The following is an 18,028-nucleotide window of genomic DNA, read 5'->3' on the forward strand; positions in this document are numbered from 1 at the left end:
TCTCGGTGGGTGCGCAGTCCGACCCAACCCGCGTTGTCGCGACCCGACGTCGAGTCGGTGCTGGCCGACGGCCTCGGCGCAGTTGACATCGTCGATGCTGCCGAGCTGAGCGGCGGCACCTTCGCCACCGTCTGGCGGGCGGCGCTCGCCGACGGCCGGGAGGTCGTGGTCAAGGTGGGTCCGCCGCCGGCGGCTCGCCTGCTCACGTACGAGAATGGGTTGATCCCGGCCGAGGCGGAGTATTTCCGCCTGGTGCGCGACCGCGCACCAGGCGTGCCGGTGCCGTCGGTCCTGGCCGTCTCCAACGACTGGATCATTACGACGCTGGTGCCGGGCCGCCCGCTCACCGACGAGGACGCGCCGCGTGCCCGCACCGAGCTGGGCGCGGCGGTCGCCGCCGTGCATGAGATCTCCGGCCCGCACTTCGGCTACACCGGCGACCGGCCGTCCGGACACGACTGGCCGACCGCCTTCGCCGCCGTCCTCGCGGCGCTGCGGGCCGATGCCGCGGAGTGGAACGTGCCGCTGCCCCCACTGGACGGGGTGGTCGAGCGGCATCACGACGTGCTGGCCGCGGTGACCCGTCCGGCCCTGCTGCACTTCGACCTCTGGGACGGCAACGTGCTGGTGTCCCCGTCGGGCGGGCTCGCCGGCCTGGTCGACGGTGAGCGCTACCTCTACGGGGATCCACTGTTGGATCTGGTGTCACCGGCGCTGTTCCGGCGGATCGAGGACGAGCCGGAGCACCCTTTCCTGCGCGGTTACCGCCCGGAGCCGTTCGACGCGGCCGCCCGGATCCGGCTGTCGCTCTACCGGCTTCACCTCTACGTCCTGATGATCGCCGAGGGTCCGAGCCGGGGCATCCCGCGCACCGACGGTCGCCACGACTACCTGACCGGCCTTTTGAACGCGGAGCTCGCCCTGCTCACCTCATGAGGCCGAGGACCCGGAGCGGACGGCTAGTGAGCTGTCCATGAAACGTTCACCGGGTTGGTGACACGCCGGGGGTCGTCCACCGGGCCGGGTGGGGTTCGCCGCACTCGACCGATGTCATGGACGGCGTCGCGGTCGTCGGGCTGGTACGGACGGATGATCATCGTCGGGCCCCCGTCGCTCTCGGCTCAGCAGTCGTATGGACGGTCGGCCCGGGCGCCTGCCAGGGTCAGGGCCCACCAGTTCAACTGGCGCACCATCTCGGCCAGGGCGGCTTCGGCGGGCCCGGGGTCGCGCAGCTCGCCGTCGTCGTCGAAGGCGTCGTGCACGTTCGGGATCAGGACGCCGGTGCGCATGGTGGTGACGTGCAGTTCGGCAAAGACGTTCCGCAGTTGTTCCACCGCGCGCAGACCGCCGGAGGCGCCGCCGTAGGAGACGAAGCCGAGGGGCTTGGCCCGCCACTGTTCGTAGGGGGTGTCGATGGCCGTCTTCAGGGGGCCGGGGTAGCCGTGGTTGTACTCGGGCGTGACGACGACGAAGGCGTCGGCCCGTTCGACACGCTTGGTGAACCGCTCGGAGTCACCGCCCCCGGCGAGGTCCTCGGGGAGGTCGAGTTCGGCCAGATCGAGATGGTCCACGGCGGCGTCAGTGTGCCTGTCGAGGTGGCGGAGGAACCATCGCGTCACCCTCGGGCCGATGCGGTCGGCGCGGACGCTAGCGGTGATGACGGCGAGGGAATAGGGGTCACGCATCGTGGTCTCCTGTCGGCGGTCTGAGTCCCAGGTCTGGTGAGGTGGGGCGGTCCCCGCCAGGCGGGGGGGAGGGTGGCGACGAGTGCTCGGATCTCCGGCGGGCTCAGAGCGAGGCCGAACTCGGCGCCAAGTACGGCGCCGTACTCCTCGTCGGTCAGCGACCGGGTGCGGGTCGCGGTGCCGGGGCGGTCCTCGCTGTAGTCGCGGCCGATGAGCCGTCGGACCGCCATGTCGTCCTTGCGGACGACGACGCACTGCTGGGTGAATGGCGAGTGTGGGCTGGTGGCGGTGTTCTGGTTGGCGACCTCGACGTCGACCGGGTACTGCGGCTCCTCGGTGAAGGTCAGCAGCGTGGTCCAGGTGTCGGTGGTCCGCTCTCGCAGCCGCCAGGCGCCGTCCACGCCGCGCCGGAGCTGGTACTCCCACGCGCCCTGGCGCTGCGGGTCGCCCTCGACCAGCGGCAACGGCTCGAGCAGGCCGGAGCCGAAGCCCACGTCGGCCAGCCACACCTGGTCGCCGTCGTCGACTCGCAGTACCAGGTGCGACCGCGGGCGCGGCTGCTCGGCCGGGTCACCGGTGCGGGCGAGCAGCCGGTCCACCCGATAGCCGAGGCGCTGGAGTACCGCGCCGAAGAGCACCCCATGCTCGTAGCAATACCCGCCGCGGCCGGCGTGGACGAGCTTGTCCTGCACCCGCGGCAGGTCCACCTCGACGCCCCTCCCGAGCATCACGTCCAGGTTCTCGAACGTGATCGCCGCGATGTGGGCCCGGTGCAGGTTGCGCAGCGTCGTACCGTTTGACGCGGTGGGTCCGCCGTGGCCGACGCGGCGCAGGTACGCGTCAAGCTCGAGTGCGTCGATCCGCCAGTGGGCGGCAGGGTCGGCGAGGCCCAGTGGTGAAGGTGGTGGAGCGGTCACGTGATGTTCCTCCCGGGTCAGCGCGCCGGCACGGGACCCGTACTGGAGCGGACGACGAGTTCGGTTGGCAGGGTCACGCGGTTCGGCGTGCCGTCGGGGTCGAGCAACATGCGTGCCATCAACCGGCCCTTCTCCTCGATGGGCTGGCGGACGGTGGTCAGCCCGGCCGACGCCGCCAGTGGTACGTCGTCGAAGCCGGTGACCGACAGGTCCTGCCCAACGTGGAGGCCCAGGCCGGTGGCGGTCTCGACGACGGCGGCGGCGAGCACGTCACTGTCCGCGGCGATCGCCGTCGGACGGTCGGGAGCCGCGAGGATCGCTGCCGCCGCCGCGTGGCCGGAGGCGAAGGCGTTGCTGCCTCCGCTGACGACACGCACCCGGGCGTCGGCGGGCAACCCCTCGCGGATGCCGACCAGCCGGTTGCGCGAGTAGGGGTAGAGCGTCGCTTCGTCCACCCGGGGGACGATCCGACCCGGCGCCCCCGGAGAGGAGACCACCACCGCGACGTCACGGTGGCCGAGGTTGGCCAGGTGGCGCCCGATGTCCCGACCCGCCTGCCGGTCCTCGATCAGCACGCACCGGCCGGTGGTCGTCTCGCTGGAGCGGACCAGGGGAAGCGCACGGTCGGACAGGGCGCGGACGGCGGGATGGTCGTCGGTGAGTCCGTCGGCCACCGCACCGTCGATGACCGCCCGGTGTACGGCGTCGAGCGACTGGCGTACCTCCGCGTCGGTGAGCCCCGCGACGACCGACACGAATGGGATGAGCACCAGGCTGGTACGGCTGTGCGCCAGGGTCTCGGCGAGGCCACCGAGCAGGGCGAGGACATAGGGATCACTGAAGGCGTACGTCAGCTCGGTCGTGAAGATGACGCCGATCGCGTTGGCCCGCCCGGTGCGCAACGACCTGGCGGCGGCGTCCGGTCCGGAGTAACCGAGCTCGCGTGCCACCGCCAGGATCCGCGACCGCATCTCCGCCGACAGGCGGTCGGGGCGGTTGAAGGCGTACGACACCGCTGCCGTCGAGACCCCGGCCGCCTCAGCGACCGACCGCAGTGTCACTCGGGTACCCATGGCTCTCCTCGTGTTAATCGTTTAACATCGTGCACTGTGGAGCGAGTGCCGTCAAGAAATGGACCACGAGCCGAGGACCTGCCGGCTGGTGCGGAACCCGGCGTACGCCACCTCGGTTGCTGGCTCGCGGAGGTGCAGGATGCCACCTTCCGGCGCGCCATGCCTGCCACGGCGGGCGCATACCCGCTGGAGAACCGGATGACCGGTCCGCAACTGGTCGCTCAGCTCACGTCCGGCCGCCATGCCGTGCTCGCCACCAGCCGGCCTGACGGACGCCCGCACGCCATACCCACCGGACTCGTCCTCCACCACCGATCGGTGTGGCTGCCGGTCACCCGCGGCGCCGTCCGTCTCGCCAACGTCGCCGCCCACCCGTGGGCGTCCGTGGTCATGCTCGAAGGCACCGGCCCGACCCATGCGCTGGTGATCCTTGAAGGACCTGTCGTCGCCGTCGACCGACCCGACGAGGGGGTCCTGCGGACTGCGCAACAGCGGAGACGGGACATGTCCTGGGCGTCGTCGTGGATCAGACTTTCGCCAGAGAGAATCCTCAGTTACGCGGGCTCGGCGATCCGATCGGCCTGACCTCGGCCGGTCCGCTGCGGCTTCAGGACCACGGCGACCCCGGGGCGAACGTCCCCTACCGCGACATCCGGGTCGAGCCGCTCTCCTGGCCCGCCCGCGCGGGCGCGCCACCCGGCCCCGGCCGGGCGGCGCGTCAGGGCGCGCCACCGGTCCCGCCGCTCGTCGATCCGCCGGCGCCTGGACCTCCCGGCCCAGGGGTGGGTTACGCGCGCGATCCTGCCCGTCCGATCGAGGGTCGGCAATCCGACCGGCCGCCCGGCCTGATCTAGCCATTTGCATGTAGCAATGAATTCGCGGGCTGCCGTAGGGTTCCGTCAGCACCCCAAGAGATGCACTGTATGGGCGGATTTCGCCCTCTTTCATGCTGGGCGGTGGACGGCGGTGACCATGGATCGTCCGACGGAAGATTCTACGGCGCAGGACCCCGGTTGGGTCGATGACCTTCTGTTCAGCGGGCGTTCCACCGATGTTTGTCTACGGCTGCCCGAGCCGGTCGACCGGGCCACCCTGCACCGCCTGGTCGTTGGGGCGCAGGACCGCCTCACCGCCGCCGGGCTGCGGCCCGGCGGGGCCGCCGCGCTGCGGCTGCCTCCCTCGCTGGCGTACGTGGTGAACCTGCTCGCCACCTGGCGCACCGGCGCCCAGGCGATCCTGCTGGACCACCGGCTCACCGACCACGAGGTGCGCCAGGCGCTGGAACGGCTCACCCCGCAGGTGGTGGTCGCCCCGGTCCGCACCGGCGGTGGCGCGCTGCGGGTCTTCGTCGACGTGACCGAGGGGGTCACCGCGTACGCCGACCGGCCGGCCACCAGCGGGCACGCGGTGATCCAGCTCAGCTCCGGCTCCACCGGCCCGTCCAAGGTGATCGGCCGCACCGCCGCCGACCTGGTCGCCGAGGTGCACCGCTACACCCGGATCGACGGGGTGGCGCTGCCCGGCGAACGGATCATCCTGCTGCCGTCCATGGTGCACGTGCTCGGCCTGGTCGGTGGCCTCCTCTACGGCCTGCACGCCGGCGTGGAGCTGGTGCCGCCGGAGCGGCTCAGCGGCGACGCGGTGCTCGCCGCCATCGCCGCCCAGGCCACCCCGGCCACCGTGCTCGGCGTGCCCTTCCACATCGGACTGCTCGCCTCCACCCGCCCGGCCGGCCCGCTGCCGCAGTTCCGGCGGATGACCACCGGCGGGGAGCTGGTCCCGGCCGCCACCGCACAGGCCTTCACCGACCGGTTCGGCGTCCCGCTCGGCAACATGTACGGGATGACCGAGGTCGGAGTGATCGGCACCGACCTGCACGGCCGGCACCGGCCGTCCATCGCCCCGGCGCCCGGCATCGAGGTCCGCGAGGTCGACGGCGAACTCCACGTCAGCTGCCCGGCGACGCCGTACGTGGGGCTCAGCGACCCGACCCGGTGGGCCGACGGCTGGCTGCACACCCGCGACGCCGGCAGCGTCGACCCTGACGCCGGCCTGGTCACCGTCAAGGGGCGGCTCGACTCGCAGGTCTCGATCGGCGGCCTGAAGGTGGACCTCACGGAGGTCGAGGCGACCCTCACCGGGCTGCCCGGAGTGGGCGCGGCCGTGGTGGTCCACGACGGGGGGATCACCGCGTACGTGCAGCCCGACGGTCCGCTGTCGGAGGAGGTGCTGGAGAAGCTGCTCGCCGAACGGCTGGCCGGCTACAAGCGCCCCCGCACCCTGCACCTGGTCGAGCAGCTGCCCCGCACCACCACCGGCAAGCTGCTCCGCTCCGCCACCGCGCTCCGGGCGACGGCGCCGTGACCGGCCCGCTGTCCCAGCACGCCGACGCGTCAGCCCTCGACCACCACCGTCACCGTCGCGGTGGGCCCGCCCACCGCGACGGCCAGCACCAGGTCGCCGTCGCACCCCGGATGCCCGACCAGGACATCGCGTCGGGCGGGGACCGGGCGCAGCGCCGCGCCGGGCTCCGCCGGGGGCATCCGGCGGCGCAGCCCACCGCCACGCAGCCCCCGGCCGAGCGCCTTGCCCACCGCCTCCTTGGCCGTCCAGAGCAGCAGGAACGCCTCCACCCGGGCGCCGTCGGGCAGGCCGGCCAGCCAGGCCGCCTCCGCCGGGGCGTACCAGCGGCGGGCCAGCGCCACGGCGGGCAGCGGCCGGCGCCGCTCCACGTCCACCCCGACCGGGCCGGCCCGGCGGGCGGCGACCACGACCAGCCCCTCGCCGCGGCTGACGCTGACCGGCAGCGCCACCCCGCCGGCCCGTACCCAGGGCCGCCCGTCGGGCGTACGACCGACCGCGACCTCCCGCTCGGGCCCGCCGAGCAGCGCGCCACCCGCGCGCCGCAGCAGCCGCGGCGCCACCTCCGGCCGACCGCCGGTGGTACGGCCGACCCACACGTGCACGGTGTCCCGACCGGACACCGTCAGCTCGCCCATGAAGAGAGGTTAAAGCCATGCGAGACGAGGTCCGTACCTTCGTCATCGAGCAGCTCGAGGACATGAACTACGACGTCGAGGGGATCGACGACGAGACCACCCTCGGCCCGTCCGGGGTCGACCTGGAGTCCCTCGCCCTGGCCGACCTGTCCGTCCGCGTCGAGGACCGCTACGGCCTGACGTTCGCCGACGACGAGTCGGAGAAGCTGGCCCTGATGACGGTCGGCGAGTTCACCGCCATGGTCGCCGACCGGGTCGCCGGTCAGACCGCCGCCGACCGCTGATGGCCGGTCAGCCCGACCTGGGGCGAGCTGACCTGGTGAGCATGCTCGCCGAGATGACCGCGAAACCCGTCGACCAGGTGCCGCACCGGGTCGGCTCGATGGAACTCGCCTGGCTGGTGCACCTCGTCGAGCAACGCTACGACCGGCGGCTGGACCTCACCGACGACCAGCTCGCCGGCATCCGTACCGTCGAGGACGCCCTGACGGTGTTCCGCACCTGCCTGAGCAGCCCCGCCGATGGCTGAGCGGGGGGCGGTAGCGATCTCCGGCGTACACGCGGTCAGCGCCCTCGGCCGGGGCGCCGACGCGCAGCTCGCCGGGGTGCTCGCCGGCGCGCCGGCGTTCCGGCCGGTCCGCCGCTTCGACACCACCGGCCGCCGGGTCACCGTCGCGGCGACCCTGCCCGAGGTGGGGACGCTGACCGACGAGCTGGCCGAGGCGATCGACACGGCGTGCCGGGCGGCCGGGCTCGACGCGGCGGCCAGGGCGGAGTGCGCCCTGCTGCTGGCGACCCACGGCGGCCCGGCGGCCGACCCGGGGCCGGACGGCGGGCCGGAGGTGCCGGCGCTCGCCGGTCACCTGGCCCGGCGCGGCGGCCTCGGCGGCCCGACGCGGATCTACACCAGCGCCTGCGTCTCGGCGAGCACCGCGGTGGCCGACGCCGCCACGATGATCCGCCGGGGTGACGTCGAGCGGGTCGTGGTGGCCGCCGGCTACCTGGTCGAACCGGACCAGTTCGCGCTCTTCGACGCCGGCCGGGCGCTCGCCGCCGACGGCGCGGTACGCCCCTTCAGCGCCGGCCGGCAGGGCCTGCTGCTCGGCGACGGGGTGGCCGCGGTGGTGCTGGAGTCCGCCGGGGCGGCACACCGCCGGGGCGGCACGCCGCTGGCGACCATCAGGGGCTGGGGGCGGGCCGGGGACGCGTACCACCCGTGCCAGCCCGACCCGCTCGGGCGCGGGCTGGCCCGGGCGGTCGGGGCGGCGCTGCGCCGGGCCGGGCTGCCCGCCGGTGCGGTCGGCTACGTCAACGCCAACGCCACCGGCACCGGGTTCAGCGACGCCTCCGAGGCGGCCGCGCTGCGGCTGGCCCTCGGCGACGTCGCCGACCGGGTGCCGGTCAGCTCCACCAAGTCGGTGCACGGGCACGCGCTGGAAGCCTCCGGGCTGCTCGAACTCGTGGTGACCGTGCTCGCGCTGCGGCGAGGGAGCCTGCCGGTCAACGCCGGCTGGCTCGGCCCCGACGAGGCGTGTCCGCTGACCGTCATCACCTCCGCCCCCCGTCCCGCGACCACCCCGTACGCGCTCAGCCTCAACGCCGCCTTCGGCGGCGCCAACACCGCGCTCCTGGTCGGCGCCGCGTGACCGCCCCCGCCCACCCGGGTCGATCCCGCACTCCGGGCCCCGGCGAGTCGGGCCGGACGGCCGTACCGGCGGCCGGAACCGACCGGCCGCGGGAGGTCCGGGCGCTGGCTGAGGCGCGGTGGCCGGAGGCGGGGGACGGGGCGCCGCCGGGGGTGCCCGGGTTCGTGCACTCGGCGTTCGCGCCGCTGGTCGTGGCGGTGGCCGACCGATGCCTGCGTCGGCGGTACGGACAGGGCCCGGCGCCGGTCGGCACCGGCACGGCGATCGTGCTGGTGAGCGCGGCGGGAGACCGGCCGAGCGCCGACCACGTCCGGGCCACCGTGGCCGTCGGAGGCCGGGTGGGGCCGTTGTTCTTCTTCCAGTCGGTGCCGAACAGCGTCGCCGGGCACGTCGCGGCCCGCTGGGGACTGGACGGCCCGGTGGTCTGCCTGAGCCCGACCGGGCCGGCGGGGGAGGACGGGACCGTCGAGGCGGAACTGCTGCTGTACGACGGCGACGCCGACGAGGTGTTGTTGGTCGCAATCGAGGAGACGCCCGACGGCACCCCCACCGGGGCGGTCGCGGCGCTGCTGGGCGGAGGAGCAGGACGATGAGGACCAAGGGACTGCGCGGCGCACTCGCCGTCGACACCGAACTGGGCGCCGGCAACGTGCTCGCCCGGGTGCTGGCCCACGGCGCCGACCCGCACGGTCCGGGGTTGACCTTCGACACCCCGGTCGACGGGCACCCCGCCGGGCAGGCGCTCACCCTGGGCACGCTCGACCAACGGGTCGCCGCCCGGGCGGCCTGGCTGCACGGGCGGGGGGTGCGGCCCCGTGACCCGGTCGCGGTCTGGGCCACCGACGCCGCCGACATGGTGCTCAGCTTCCTGGCCCTGGCCCGGCTCGGCGCCATCCCGGCGCTGATGAACGGCCGGCTGCGCCCGGAGATCGCCGCCGAGTACATCCGCCGGCTACGCGCCGCCGGGGTGCTCGCCGACGCCGCGCACACCGACCTGCTCGCCGGCCACGAGCTGGGCGCGCCGCTGCTCGGCCGGCCCGCCGAGGCCGGCGCCGGCGACCCGACCGCCGCCCCGCCGCACTACCGCCACCACGACGACGACCCGATCGTCATCACCCACACCTCCGGCACCACCGGGGTGCCGAAGGCGGTGCTGCACTCGCACGCCAGTCTCTTCGCCGCCACCCGGCACCTGCTGTCCATGCCGCAGGCCCAGGGCACCCGCCGGATCCTCAACGCGCTGCCCGCCCCGCACACCGCCACCGTGCTGATGGTCAACCAGGCGCTCGGCAACCGCGCGGAGATGCTGCTCCTGTCCGACCAGGGTGGCGAGCGGGTGCTCGAGGCCATCCAGCGCTGGCGGCCCGACGGGGTGTTCGGCTTCTCCGTCACCTGGGCCGAGCTGGCCCGCTTCGACCTGTCCGGGTACGACCTGGACTCGGTGCGGCTGTGGTTCAACACCGGGGACTGCTCGCACGAGCCGCACGTGCGCCGCCTCGTCGCGGTCGGCTCCCGGGACACCGTGACCCGCGACGGCGTGGCCCGGGTGGCCGGGTCGGTCTTCATCGACGGGCTCGGTTCCAGCGAGATGGGGCACTCGATGTTCCACATCACCCACACCGTCGACACCGACCGGTACGGCCGCTGCGTCGGCCGCCCGTACCGGTTCACCCGGGTGGCCGTGCTCGACCTGGACGGCAACGAGCTGCCCCCGGGCCAGGTGGGCTGGCTGGGCGTGGACTCCCCGTCGCTGTTTCGCGGCTACTGGAACGACTCGGTGACCACCTACCGGTCCCGGCTGCGCGGCTGGTACCTCACCGGCGACCTGGTGTACGCCGACACCGAGGGCCGCTACTACCACCTGGACCGGGCGGTCGACTCGGTCGACGCCGGCGACGGGCGGCGCTTCTTCACCGCGCTGTCCGAGGAGCGGATCCTCGCCACCTGCCCCGACGTCACCGACTGCACGGTGGTGATCGTCCGGGCCGGCGACGAGGTGGTCACCGACGTGCTGCTCGAACTGGCCGCCGGCGCCGACCCGCGCACCGACCGCACCGAGGCGGTGCGCGCCGCGCTCGGCCCGGACGTCGGGGCGACCCTGCGCCGGGTGGCGCCGGTCCGCTCCGACGACATCCCCGTCACCGTGACCGGCAAGGTCCGCAAGGTGGCGCTGCGGGAGCGCTACCTGACCGAGGCGACGTCATGAGCGTCGTCATCACCGGGATGGGGCTGTTCAGCCCGGTCGGGCGGGGGGTGGAACAGACCTTCACGGCGCTGACCACCGGGCGCTCCGGCCTGGCCCGGCCGCCCGAGGGCCACCCGGTCCGGGAGTCGCTCGAGGTGGCCGGGCTGCTGCCGCCGATCGACCCGCGCACCGTCGCCTCCGGGCCGGAGACGAAGGTGCTCGACCGGATCGTGGTGCTCGCCCTGCTCACCGCCGCCGACGCGCTCGCCGACGCCGGCATCGAGGTCGGCCGGGACGTCGACCCGGGCCGGATCGGCGTGATCGTCGGCGGGGTGGGCGGGATGTCCACCCTGGAGGCCCAGGTCGTCGCCCGGACCGCCCGGGGTCGGGCCGCGGTCAGCCCGTACCTGCTCACCGGCATCCTGCCGAACATGCCGTCGGCGCGGATCGCCATCGCCCACGGCATCCGCGGCTACAGCTCCTCGGTCGGCACGGCCTGCGCGTCCGGCGCCCAGGCGGTCGCCGACGCGGTCCGGCTGATCCGCGCCGGGGAGGCCGACGTGGTGCTCTGCGGGGCCAGCGAGGCGCCGCTCTTCCCGACCTTCGCCGACACCTTCGGCAACGCCCGCGCCCTGGCCCGCGGCTGGGACGACCCGACCGAGGCGAGCCGGCCGTTCGACGCCCGACGCAACGGCTTCGTGCTCGCCGAGGGGGCGGCGCTGCTGGTGCTCGAACGTGCCGCGCACGCCGCCGCCCGCGGCGTCACCGGGTACGCCGAGGTGGCCGGCTACGGGCTCACCACCGACGCGCACCACCCGACCGCGCCCCGCCCCGACGGCGCCGGCGCGGCCGAGTGCATGCGCCGCGCCCTGGCCAGCGGGGAGGTGTCGGCCGGCGACGTCGGCTACGTCAACGCGCACGGCACCGGCACCCGGCTCGGTGACGTCGCCGAGACCACCGCGCTGGCGAAGGTGTTCGGCGTCGGCGGGGTGCCGGTCAGCTCCACCAAGGCGCTCACCGGGCACCTGCTCGGCGCGTCCGGGGTGGTGGAGGCCGCCGCCTGCGCGCTGGCGCTCGGTCGGGGGCTGCTGCCCCCGACGTACCACCTGGACGACCCGGACCCGGACTGCCCGGCGGACCACGTCCGCGGCGTACCTCGGGCGACCGGGACGGACCTCGCGCTCACCAACTCGTTCGGGTTCGGCGGGCAGAACGTCAGCCTGCTGCTGCGCCGCACCGCCGGTGCGGGCACCCGGACCTCCCCGGCGAGGGGGTGACCGGCGCTGGACCCCGGGCGGCGCGCGCCCGGACGGCAGTCACGGGGGGACATGGGGAAGGACCTGGGAACAGATGGACATCCGTGGAACAGACCACATCGAACTCTACGTGGGGGACGCGCGGCAGGCGGCCTTCTACTTCGGCACCGCGGTCGGCTTCCAGCTGCGGGGCCAGGGCGGACCGGAGACCGGGCTGGCCGGTCAGCGCTCGCTGCTGCTCACCCACGCCGACATCCGGATGGTGCTCACCACCGGCCTGACGGCGGCGCACCCGGCCGCCGAGTACGTGCGCCGGCACGGCGACGGGATCGCCGTGGTGGCGCTGGAGGTGGACGACGCCGCCGGGGCGTACGCGGAGCTGGTGGCCCGGGGCGCGACCGGGGTGAGCCGGCCGCGCACCTGGACCGGCGCGCACGCCGAGGTGGTGACCGCCGAGGTCGGCGGCTTCGGCGACGTGCTGCACCGGCTGGTCGAGCGGCGCGGCGACCGGGACGGGTTCCTGCCCGGCGGCATCGAGGTGACCGCGCCGGCCGCGGCGCAGCGCCCGCTGCTCGCCGAGATCGACCACCTGGCGGTCTGCGTGCCGCCCGGGCAGCTCGCCGAGACCGTCCGGTACTACGAGCGGGTCTTCGACTTCGCGCAGATCTTCACCGAGCACATCGAGGTCGCCGGTCAGGCGATGAACTCCACCGTGGTGCAGAGCCCCTCCGGGCGGGTGACCCTGGTGCTGCTGGAACCGGACGCCACCCGGCGGCCCGGCCAGATCGACGCGTTCCTCGCCGAGCACCACGGCGCCGGAGTGCAGCACCTCGGCCTGCGCACCGACGACATCGTCACCGCGGTGGGCGCGCTCGGCGAGCGGGGGGTGCGCTTCGCCGGCACCCCCGGCAGCTACTACGACGCGCTGGAGGAGCGGGTCGGCCCGGTCGACGCGCCCCTGGAGCGGCTGCGTGACCTGAACATCCTGGTCGACTCCGACCACGGCGGGCAGCTGTTGCAGATATTCACCGAGTCGGTGCACGTGCGCCGCACCCTCTTCCTCGAGCTGATCGAGCGACGGGGGGCGCGCACCTTCGGCAGCGGCAACATCAAGGCGCTCTACGAGGCCAAGGAACGCGAACTGGCCGCCGCGGCGGCCGTACCGCAGGGGGTGACCGCGTGACGACGACCGGATTCGAGCCGACCCTCACCGCCGAGGAGGCGGCGCTGCTCCCCTCCGACGACGAGGTGCGCGGCTACGCCGAACGCGGCTGGTACCTGTCGAAGAAGCTGCTCACCGACGACGAGGTGGACGCGCTCGCCGCCGCCGCGGACCGGTACTACGCCGGCGAACGGGACCGCCGGCTGCCGGTGCGCCCGCCGAAGCTCGCCTACTGGGAGCCGTCGTCGGGCGCGGTGCAGCGGCACAACGACTACGTCCACCACGAGCACGACGGGCTGGCGGCGATCCTGCGCAAGCCGCTGATCGGCGCGGTCGCCGCCCGGCTCGCGCCGGCCGACGAGATCCGGATCTTCCAGTCCACGCTGATTTACAAGCCGCCGATCTCCGGCGAGCCGTCGAACATCGTGCCCTGGCACTTCGACAAGCACTACTGGGCGTCCTCGTCGTCGGAGAAGATGCTCACCGCGTTCATCCCCTTCCACGACTGCGGCGAGGAGATGGGCACCATCACCATGGTCGACGGGTCGCACCGATGGCAGGAGATCGGCGCGGACGACACCGTGGTGCGGCACTTCGCCGACCGCGACCGTGGCCAGTTGGAGGAGATGCTGGCGGAGAACGCCGCGTACAACGGCGCGGAGATCCGCAAAATCCCGATGGTGATCCCCAAGGGACACCTGAGCTTCCACCACTGCCGCACCTACCACGGCAGCGGCGCCAACGTCAGCGGCCGCCCCCGGCAGGCGGTCTCGCTGCACCTGCAGGACGGCGACAACGCCTGGCGGGAGTATCCGCTCTCCGACGGCACGCTCGCCACGTACAACCACGACGTGCTGGTCCGCCGCACCCACGAGGGGCGGCCCGACTACGCGGACCCCGAATACTGCCCGGTCATCTGGCGCGACCGCGCCCAGCAGGGAGGCTGACAATGTCACGCTACGACTGGGGTGGGACGCACCCGGGCATCGAACGGCTGGAGAAGGCGGTGACCGACCGCCGCGACGCGGTGGTCAAGCACCCGCTCTACGCCAACCTGGACACCCACGAGGCGCTGGTCACCTTCATGGAGCACCACGTCTTCGCGGTCTGGGACTTCATGTCCCTGCTGAAGTCGTTGCAGCGGCAGCTCACCTGCGTCACCGTGCCGTGGATCCCCACCGGCCCGACGGGCAGCCGTCGCCTGATCAACGACATCGTGATGGTGGAGGAGAGCGACGAGCTCGGCGAGGGGCACATCAGCCACTTCGAGCTCTACGTGCGGGGCATGCGGGAGGCGGGCGCCGACACCGGCGCCGTGGACGCGCTGGTCGACCTGCTGCGGGCGGGCCGCCCGGTCACCGAGGCGCTGGTCGAGGCCGGCGTGCCCGCTCCGTCGGCGCGGTTCGCCGCCACCACCTGGCAGATCATCGAGTCCACCCCGGTGCACTGCCAGGCCGCGGCGTTCGCCTTCGGCCGGGAGGACCTGATCCCGGACATGTTCGCCCAGGTCGTCGCCGTCAACGAGCGCAGCAACCGGCTGCACACCTTCGTCGACTACCTGGAGCGGCACATCGAGGTCGACGGGGAGCAGCACACCCCGATGGCGATGCGGATGCTCGCCGACCTGTGCGGCGACGACGACGCGAAGTGGCAGGAGTGCGCGGACGCCGTCAACACCGCGCTCGCCGCCCGGGCCCGGCTCTGGGACGACATCCTCGCCGCCGTGAAGGAGGGGCGCGACACGTGAGGGCAGCCGACCCGGTCGGGCTCTACCGCACGGTACGGCTGATCCGCCGGTTCGAGGAGCGGGCCGTCGAGCTGGTCCACTCCGGGCACATCGTCGGCGGCATCCACCCGTACCTCGGGCAGGAGGGGATCGCCGCCGGGGTGTGCGCCGCGCTGCGCGCCGAGGACCTGGTCACCGGCACCCATCGCGGGCACGGGCACGTGCTCGCGAAGGGTGCCGACCCGGCCCGGACGCTCGCCGAGCTGCTCGGCCGGGAAACCGGACTCAACCGGGGCCGGGGCGGCTCGATGCACGCCGCCGACCTCTCGGTCGGGGTGCTCGGCGCCAACGCCATCGTCGGCGCGTCCGGGGCGATCCTCACCGGCGCGGTCTGGGCCCGGCGGCGGCGCGGCGACGACGTGGTGGGCGCGACCTTCTTCGGCGACGGCGCGGTCAACGAGGGGATGCTGCTGGAGGCGTTCAACCTGGCCGCGCTCTGGCGGGTGCCGGTCCTCTTCGTCTGCGAGAACAACGGCTACGCCACCACCATGCCGGTGGCCGGCGCGGTGGCCGGCACCATCACCGGCCGCGCCGAGGCGTTCGGCATGCCGGCGGCGGTCGTCGACGGCCAGGACCCGGAGGCGGTACGCGACGCCGCGGCCACCGCCGTCGCGCGGATGCGCGCCGGCGGCGGGCCGGAGCTGGTCGAGGCCCGCACCTACCGCTTCGACGCCCACCACACCTTCGAACACGCGGTACGCCTGGACTACCGCCCGCCGGAGGAGGTGGCCGAGGGGCGCTCGCGTGACCCGGTGGACATCCAGGGCGCCCGCCTGCCCGCCGCCGAGCGGGCGGCCGTCGACGCCGAGGTCGAGTCCACCCTCGACGCGGCCGCCGAGTTCGCCCTGGCCAGTCCCGAGCCGGACCCGGCCGGCGCGCTGGACCACCTGTACGCCAGCGGGCTCACCGCCCGGACGGGAGGTGGCTGATGCCACGGCTGTCGTACCGCAGGGCGCTGACCCGGGCGCTCGCCGACGAACTGGAGCGCGACGAGAACGTGTTCCTGCTCGGTGAGGACATCCGGGTGGCCGCGTCGAACGTCACCGCCGGCCTGCTCAAGCGCTTCGGGCCGGAGCGGGTGCGGGACACCCCGCTGTCGGAGCAGGCGTTCACCAGCTTCGCCACCGGAGCGGCCCTGGCCGGGCTGCGGCCGGTGGTGGAGTTCCAGATCCCGTCGCTGCTCTTCCTGGTCTTCGAGCAGATCGTCAACCACGCGCACAAGTTCCCGCTGATGACCGGCGGGCAGTGCGCCGCCCCGGTCACCTACCTGGTGCCCGGCTCGGGCTCCCGCACGGGCTGGGCGGGGCAGCACTCCGACCACCCGTACTCCCTCTTCGCCCACGTCGGGATCGTCACCGCGGTGCCGGCCACCCCCACCGACGCGTACGGGCTGCTGGTGTCGGCGATCCGGCACGACGACCCGGTGGTGCTCTTCGCCCCGGCCGGCGCGCTGGACGTCCGGGAGGACGCCGACTTCGCCGCCCTGGGCCCGGTGCCGCTGGGCCGGGGCGTGGTGCGCCGGGCCGGTGACGACGTGACGGTGGTCGCGGTCGGGCACCTGGTGCACGACGCGCTCGCGGTCGCCGAGGAGCTGGCCGGCCAGGTGTCGGTGGAGGTCTTCGACCCGCGCACGCTCTACCCGTTCGACCTCGACGGGCTGGTCGACTCGGTGGCCCGGACGGGGCGGCTGGTGGTGGTCGACGACTCCAACCGGTCCTGCGGCATCGCCGCGGAGATCATCGCCAGCGTGGTGGAGCGGGTCCGCCTCGCCGCGCCGCCCCGGCGGGTCACCCGCCCCGACGGGGCCGTGCTGCCGTTCGCGCCCGCGCTGGACCGGGCCGTGCAGCCCGGCCGGGAAGCTCTCACCGCCGCCATCCACCACGTAGTGAAGGACGGAACATGATCGACGTGAACTACCCGTGGCCAGCGGCCGGCCGGGCCTGGACCGACCTGCCGGAGGCCACCCGCCGGGCGATGGTGGAAGCCGGCGCCCAGGAGTGGGAGCGGATCTTCCACGGCCGGGCGACGTACAACAAGCAGTGGCGGCTGGCCCGGCCGACGGTGATGACCGCCGACTCGTTCCGCGAACTCAACGAGGTCTGCGACCGGATCGCCCAGCTCGTCCTGGACGCCTGCCGACGGCGCGCCCGCACGGCCGGGGAGCTGCGCCGGCTGCTGGGCGTGCCGGTGGGGGAGACCAGCCTGCTCGACGAGGACGAGCCGCTGTCCGAGGCGCTGCTGGCCGCGTACCGGCCGGACGTGCTGCTCTCCGGCGGCGAACCGCGGATCGTCGAGTACAACATCGACAGCAGCCTGGGCGGCGGCTTCGACGCGGACACGGTGATCCAGCGCTTCGCCCAGCTCTACCGCGAGCGCGGGCTGCTCGACGGCGTGCCGGCCCGACCGGCCCCGTCCCTGCTCGACCAGCGGTTCGTGGCGATCCGCGACGAGCTGGGGCTGGCCGAGGGCGCCCGGGTGGCGCTGCTGATGGACTTCGACGCCGACTACCCGGGACTGGACGACCCGGAGACGTTCATCCGGATCCTCTCGCCCCTCGCCGACCGGGCCCGGCACTTCGGCATCGACCTGGTCATCGCCCCGGTCGCCACCGCCACTCTGGACGTCGACCGGCGGCTGGTGGTGGGTGGCGCGCCGGTGGACGCGCTGTTCCGGCTCTTCGTGCCCAACCGGGTCACGCCCAGCGCGGGCCTGGAGGCGGTGGCGGGCGCGCTCGCCGCCGGCACCCTGCCGATGTTCGTCAGCACCGCCGCCTGGCTGCTCGGCAACAAGGTCAACTTCGCCTGGCTCTACGAGGACCTCGACCTGCTGCCCGCCGACGACCAGGCCCTGGTCCGCCGGTACGTGCCGCACACCGTCGCACTCACCGAGGCCGAGCGGGACCGCGCCCTCGCCGGTCGGGTGCGCCTGGTCGCCAAGCCCGCCGACGGCAGCGCCGGGCACGACGTGCTGATCGGCCCCGAGCTGAGCCCGGCGGACTGGGCCGACGGGATCGACGCCGGGATCGCCCGGGGCGGCAACATCCTCCAGGCGTACATGCCGGCCGACCGGGTGGCGATGGACTTCGTACAGATCGAGACCGGGGAGGTCGTCACCGCCGAGGTGCCGTACAGCATCGCCCCGTACCTGTTCGGCCGCACCGGCTCCGGCGCGCTGGCCCGGGTCGGCTACCCCGGCTGCGAGGGCGTGCTCAATCTCGCCCGCGGCGTCCTGATGACCGGCATGCTGCTCACCGACTGACCCGAGGGATGATCGTCTGTCGTTTCCCGACGGGACACGCCGGGGCGGGCGGCGGGAAACG

The 18,028-nt window shown here is 74.0% G+C and carries 19 protein-coding genes; 15 read left to right on the plus strand and 4 right to left on the minus strand.

All coding sequences use genetic code 11. From position 1 onward, the window contains the following. The first annotated feature begins 9 nt into the window (after positions 1-9). Positions 10-936, plus strand: coding sequence for a phosphotransferase (locus tag V6U79_RS11210; RefSeq protein ID WP_334532637.1), 927 nt, complete (start codon positions 10-12; stop codon positions 934-936). A 185-nt stretch (positions 937-1,121) separates the two neighbouring features. Here V6U79_RS11210 and V6U79_RS11215 read toward each other — a convergent pair whose 3' ends face one another. From V6U79_RS11215 to V6U79_RS11225, 3 genes are read right to left on the minus strand one after another with little or no spacing between them, the layout of a single operon-like run. After that, positions 1,122-1,685, minus strand: coding sequence for an NADPH-dependent FMN reductase (locus V6U79_RS11215; RefSeq protein ID WP_334532640.1), 564 nt, complete (start codon positions 1,683-1,685; stop codon positions 1,122-1,124). Next, on the minus strand, positions 1,616-2,602 hold the full coding sequence (locus V6U79_RS11220; protein ID WP_334614606.1) for an arylamine N-acetyltransferase family protein: 987 nt from the start codon (positions 2,600-2,602) through the stop codon (positions 1,616-1,618). The genes V6U79_RS11215 and V6U79_RS11220 overlap by 70 nt, the downstream gene beginning before the upstream one ends. Positions 2,603-2,619: 17 nt before the next feature. Then, on the minus strand, positions 2,620-3,675 hold the full coding sequence (locus V6U79_RS11225; protein ID WP_334614607.1) for a LacI family DNA-binding transcriptional regulator: 1,056 nt from the start codon (positions 3,673-3,675) through the stop codon (positions 2,620-2,622). 132 nt (positions 3,676-3,807) lie between these two features. Between V6U79_RS11225 and V6U79_RS11230 the strand changes: the two genes are divergently transcribed. Together V6U79_RS11230 and V6U79_RS11235 are read left to right on the plus strand one after the other, a co-directional pair. Then, a complete protein-coding gene (locus V6U79_RS11230; RefSeq protein ID WP_334614608.1) occupies positions 3,808-4,260 on the plus strand; it encodes a pyridoxamine 5'-phosphate oxidase family protein in 453 nt (150 codons plus the stop codon). A gap of 387 nt (positions 4,261-4,647) precedes the next feature. Further along, positions 4,648-6,039 (plus strand): class I adenylate-forming enzyme family protein, encoded by a 1,392-nt coding sequence (locus V6U79_RS11235; RefSeq protein WP_334532652.1) that lies wholly within the window; start codon positions 4,648-4,650, stop codon positions 6,037-6,039. A gap of 29 nt (positions 6,040-6,068) precedes the next feature. On the opposite strand, the gene V6U79_RS11240 is transcribed toward V6U79_RS11235, so the two are convergent. Next, positions 6,069-6,674, minus strand: coding sequence for a 4'-phosphopantetheinyl transferase family protein (locus tag V6U79_RS11240; RefSeq protein ID WP_334614609.1), 606 nt, complete (start codon positions 6,672-6,674; stop codon positions 6,069-6,071). A gap of 17 nt (positions 6,675-6,691) precedes the next feature. Here V6U79_RS11240 and V6U79_RS11245 point away from each other — a divergent pair, with 17 nt between their 5' ends. The 12 genes from V6U79_RS11245 to V6U79_RS11300 all read left to right on the plus strand — a co-directional run bounded on the left by V6U79_RS11245 (position 6,692) and on the right by V6U79_RS11300 (position 17,967). Beyond that, the gene (locus V6U79_RS11245) at positions 6,692-6,958 is read left to right on the plus strand and encodes an acyl carrier protein (RefSeq protein ID WP_334532658.1); all 267 of its coding nucleotides are present in this window, start codon (positions 6,692-6,694) and stop codon (positions 6,956-6,958) included. After that, a complete protein-coding gene (locus V6U79_RS11250) occupies positions 6,958-7,203 on the plus strand; it encodes an acyl carrier protein (protein WP_334614610.1) in 246 nt (81 codons plus the stop codon). Before V6U79_RS11245 ends, V6U79_RS11250 begins: the two co-directional genes overlap by 1 nt. After that, a complete protein-coding gene (locus V6U79_RS11255; RefSeq protein ID WP_334614611.1) occupies positions 7,196-8,320 on the plus strand; it encodes a beta-ketoacyl-[acyl-carrier-protein] synthase family protein in 1,125 nt (374 codons plus the stop codon). Before V6U79_RS11250 ends, V6U79_RS11255 begins: the two co-directional genes overlap by 8 nt. Positions 8,321-8,424: 104 nt before the next feature. Beyond that, on the plus strand, positions 8,425-8,913 hold the full coding sequence (locus V6U79_RS11260) for a beta-ketoacyl synthase chain length factor (protein ID WP_334532705.1): 489 nt from the start codon (positions 8,425-8,427) through the stop codon (positions 8,911-8,913). Next, positions 8,910-10,526 carry a class I adenylate-forming enzyme family protein gene (locus tag V6U79_RS11265; RefSeq protein WP_334614612.1) on the plus strand — a complete coding sequence of 539 codons (1,617 nt, stop codon included), beginning with the start codon at positions 8,910-8,912 and terminating at the stop codon, positions 10,524-10,526. Before V6U79_RS11260 ends, V6U79_RS11265 begins: the two co-directional genes overlap by 4 nt. Beyond that, a complete protein-coding gene (locus V6U79_RS11270) occupies positions 10,523-11,782 on the plus strand; it encodes a beta-ketoacyl-[acyl-carrier-protein] synthase family protein (protein WP_334614613.1) in 1,260 nt (419 codons plus the stop codon). Before V6U79_RS11265 ends, V6U79_RS11270 begins: the two co-directional genes overlap by 4 nt. A gap of 73 nt (positions 11,783-11,855) precedes the next feature. Further along, entirely contained in the window at positions 11,856-12,944 is a 1,089-nt protein-coding gene (gene hppD, locus V6U79_RS11275) for a 4-hydroxyphenylpyruvate dioxygenase (protein WP_334532674.1), read from the plus strand. Then, positions 12,941-13,870, plus strand: a complete 930-nt coding sequence (locus V6U79_RS11280) for a phytanoyl-CoA dioxygenase family protein (RefSeq protein ID WP_334614614.1) — start codon at positions 12,941-12,943, stop codon at positions 13,868-13,870. The genes hppD and V6U79_RS11280 overlap by 4 nt, the downstream gene beginning before the upstream one ends. 2 nt (positions 13,871-13,872) lie before the next feature. Then, positions 13,873-14,670 (plus strand): DUF3050 domain-containing protein, encoded by a 798-nt coding sequence (locus V6U79_RS11285; RefSeq protein WP_334614615.1) that lies wholly within the window; start codon positions 13,873-13,875, stop codon positions 14,668-14,670. Further along, complete coding sequence (locus V6U79_RS11290; RefSeq protein ID WP_334614616.1) at positions 14,667-15,638, plus strand: thiamine pyrophosphate-dependent dehydrogenase E1 component subunit alpha; 972 nt, start codon at positions 14,667-14,669, stop codon at positions 15,636-15,638. Before V6U79_RS11285 ends, V6U79_RS11290 begins: the two co-directional genes overlap by 4 nt. Continuing rightward, positions 15,638-16,612, plus strand: a complete 975-nt coding sequence (locus tag V6U79_RS11295; RefSeq protein ID WP_334614617.1) for an alpha-ketoacid dehydrogenase subunit beta — start codon at positions 15,638-15,640, stop codon at positions 16,610-16,612. Before V6U79_RS11290 ends, V6U79_RS11295 begins: the two co-directional genes overlap by 1 nt. Next, positions 16,609-17,967, plus strand: coding sequence for a hypothetical protein (locus V6U79_RS11300; protein WP_334614618.1), 1,359 nt, complete (start codon positions 16,609-16,611; stop codon positions 17,965-17,967). The genes V6U79_RS11295 and V6U79_RS11300 overlap by 4 nt, the downstream gene beginning before the upstream one ends. Positions 17,968-18,028 lie beyond the last annotated feature (61 nt).

Origin of the sequence: Micromonospora psammae, from assembly GCF_036902725.1 — a bacterium.
Classification (GTDB): domain Bacteria; phylum Actinomycetota; class Actinomycetes; order Mycobacteriales; family Micromonosporaceae; genus Micromonospora.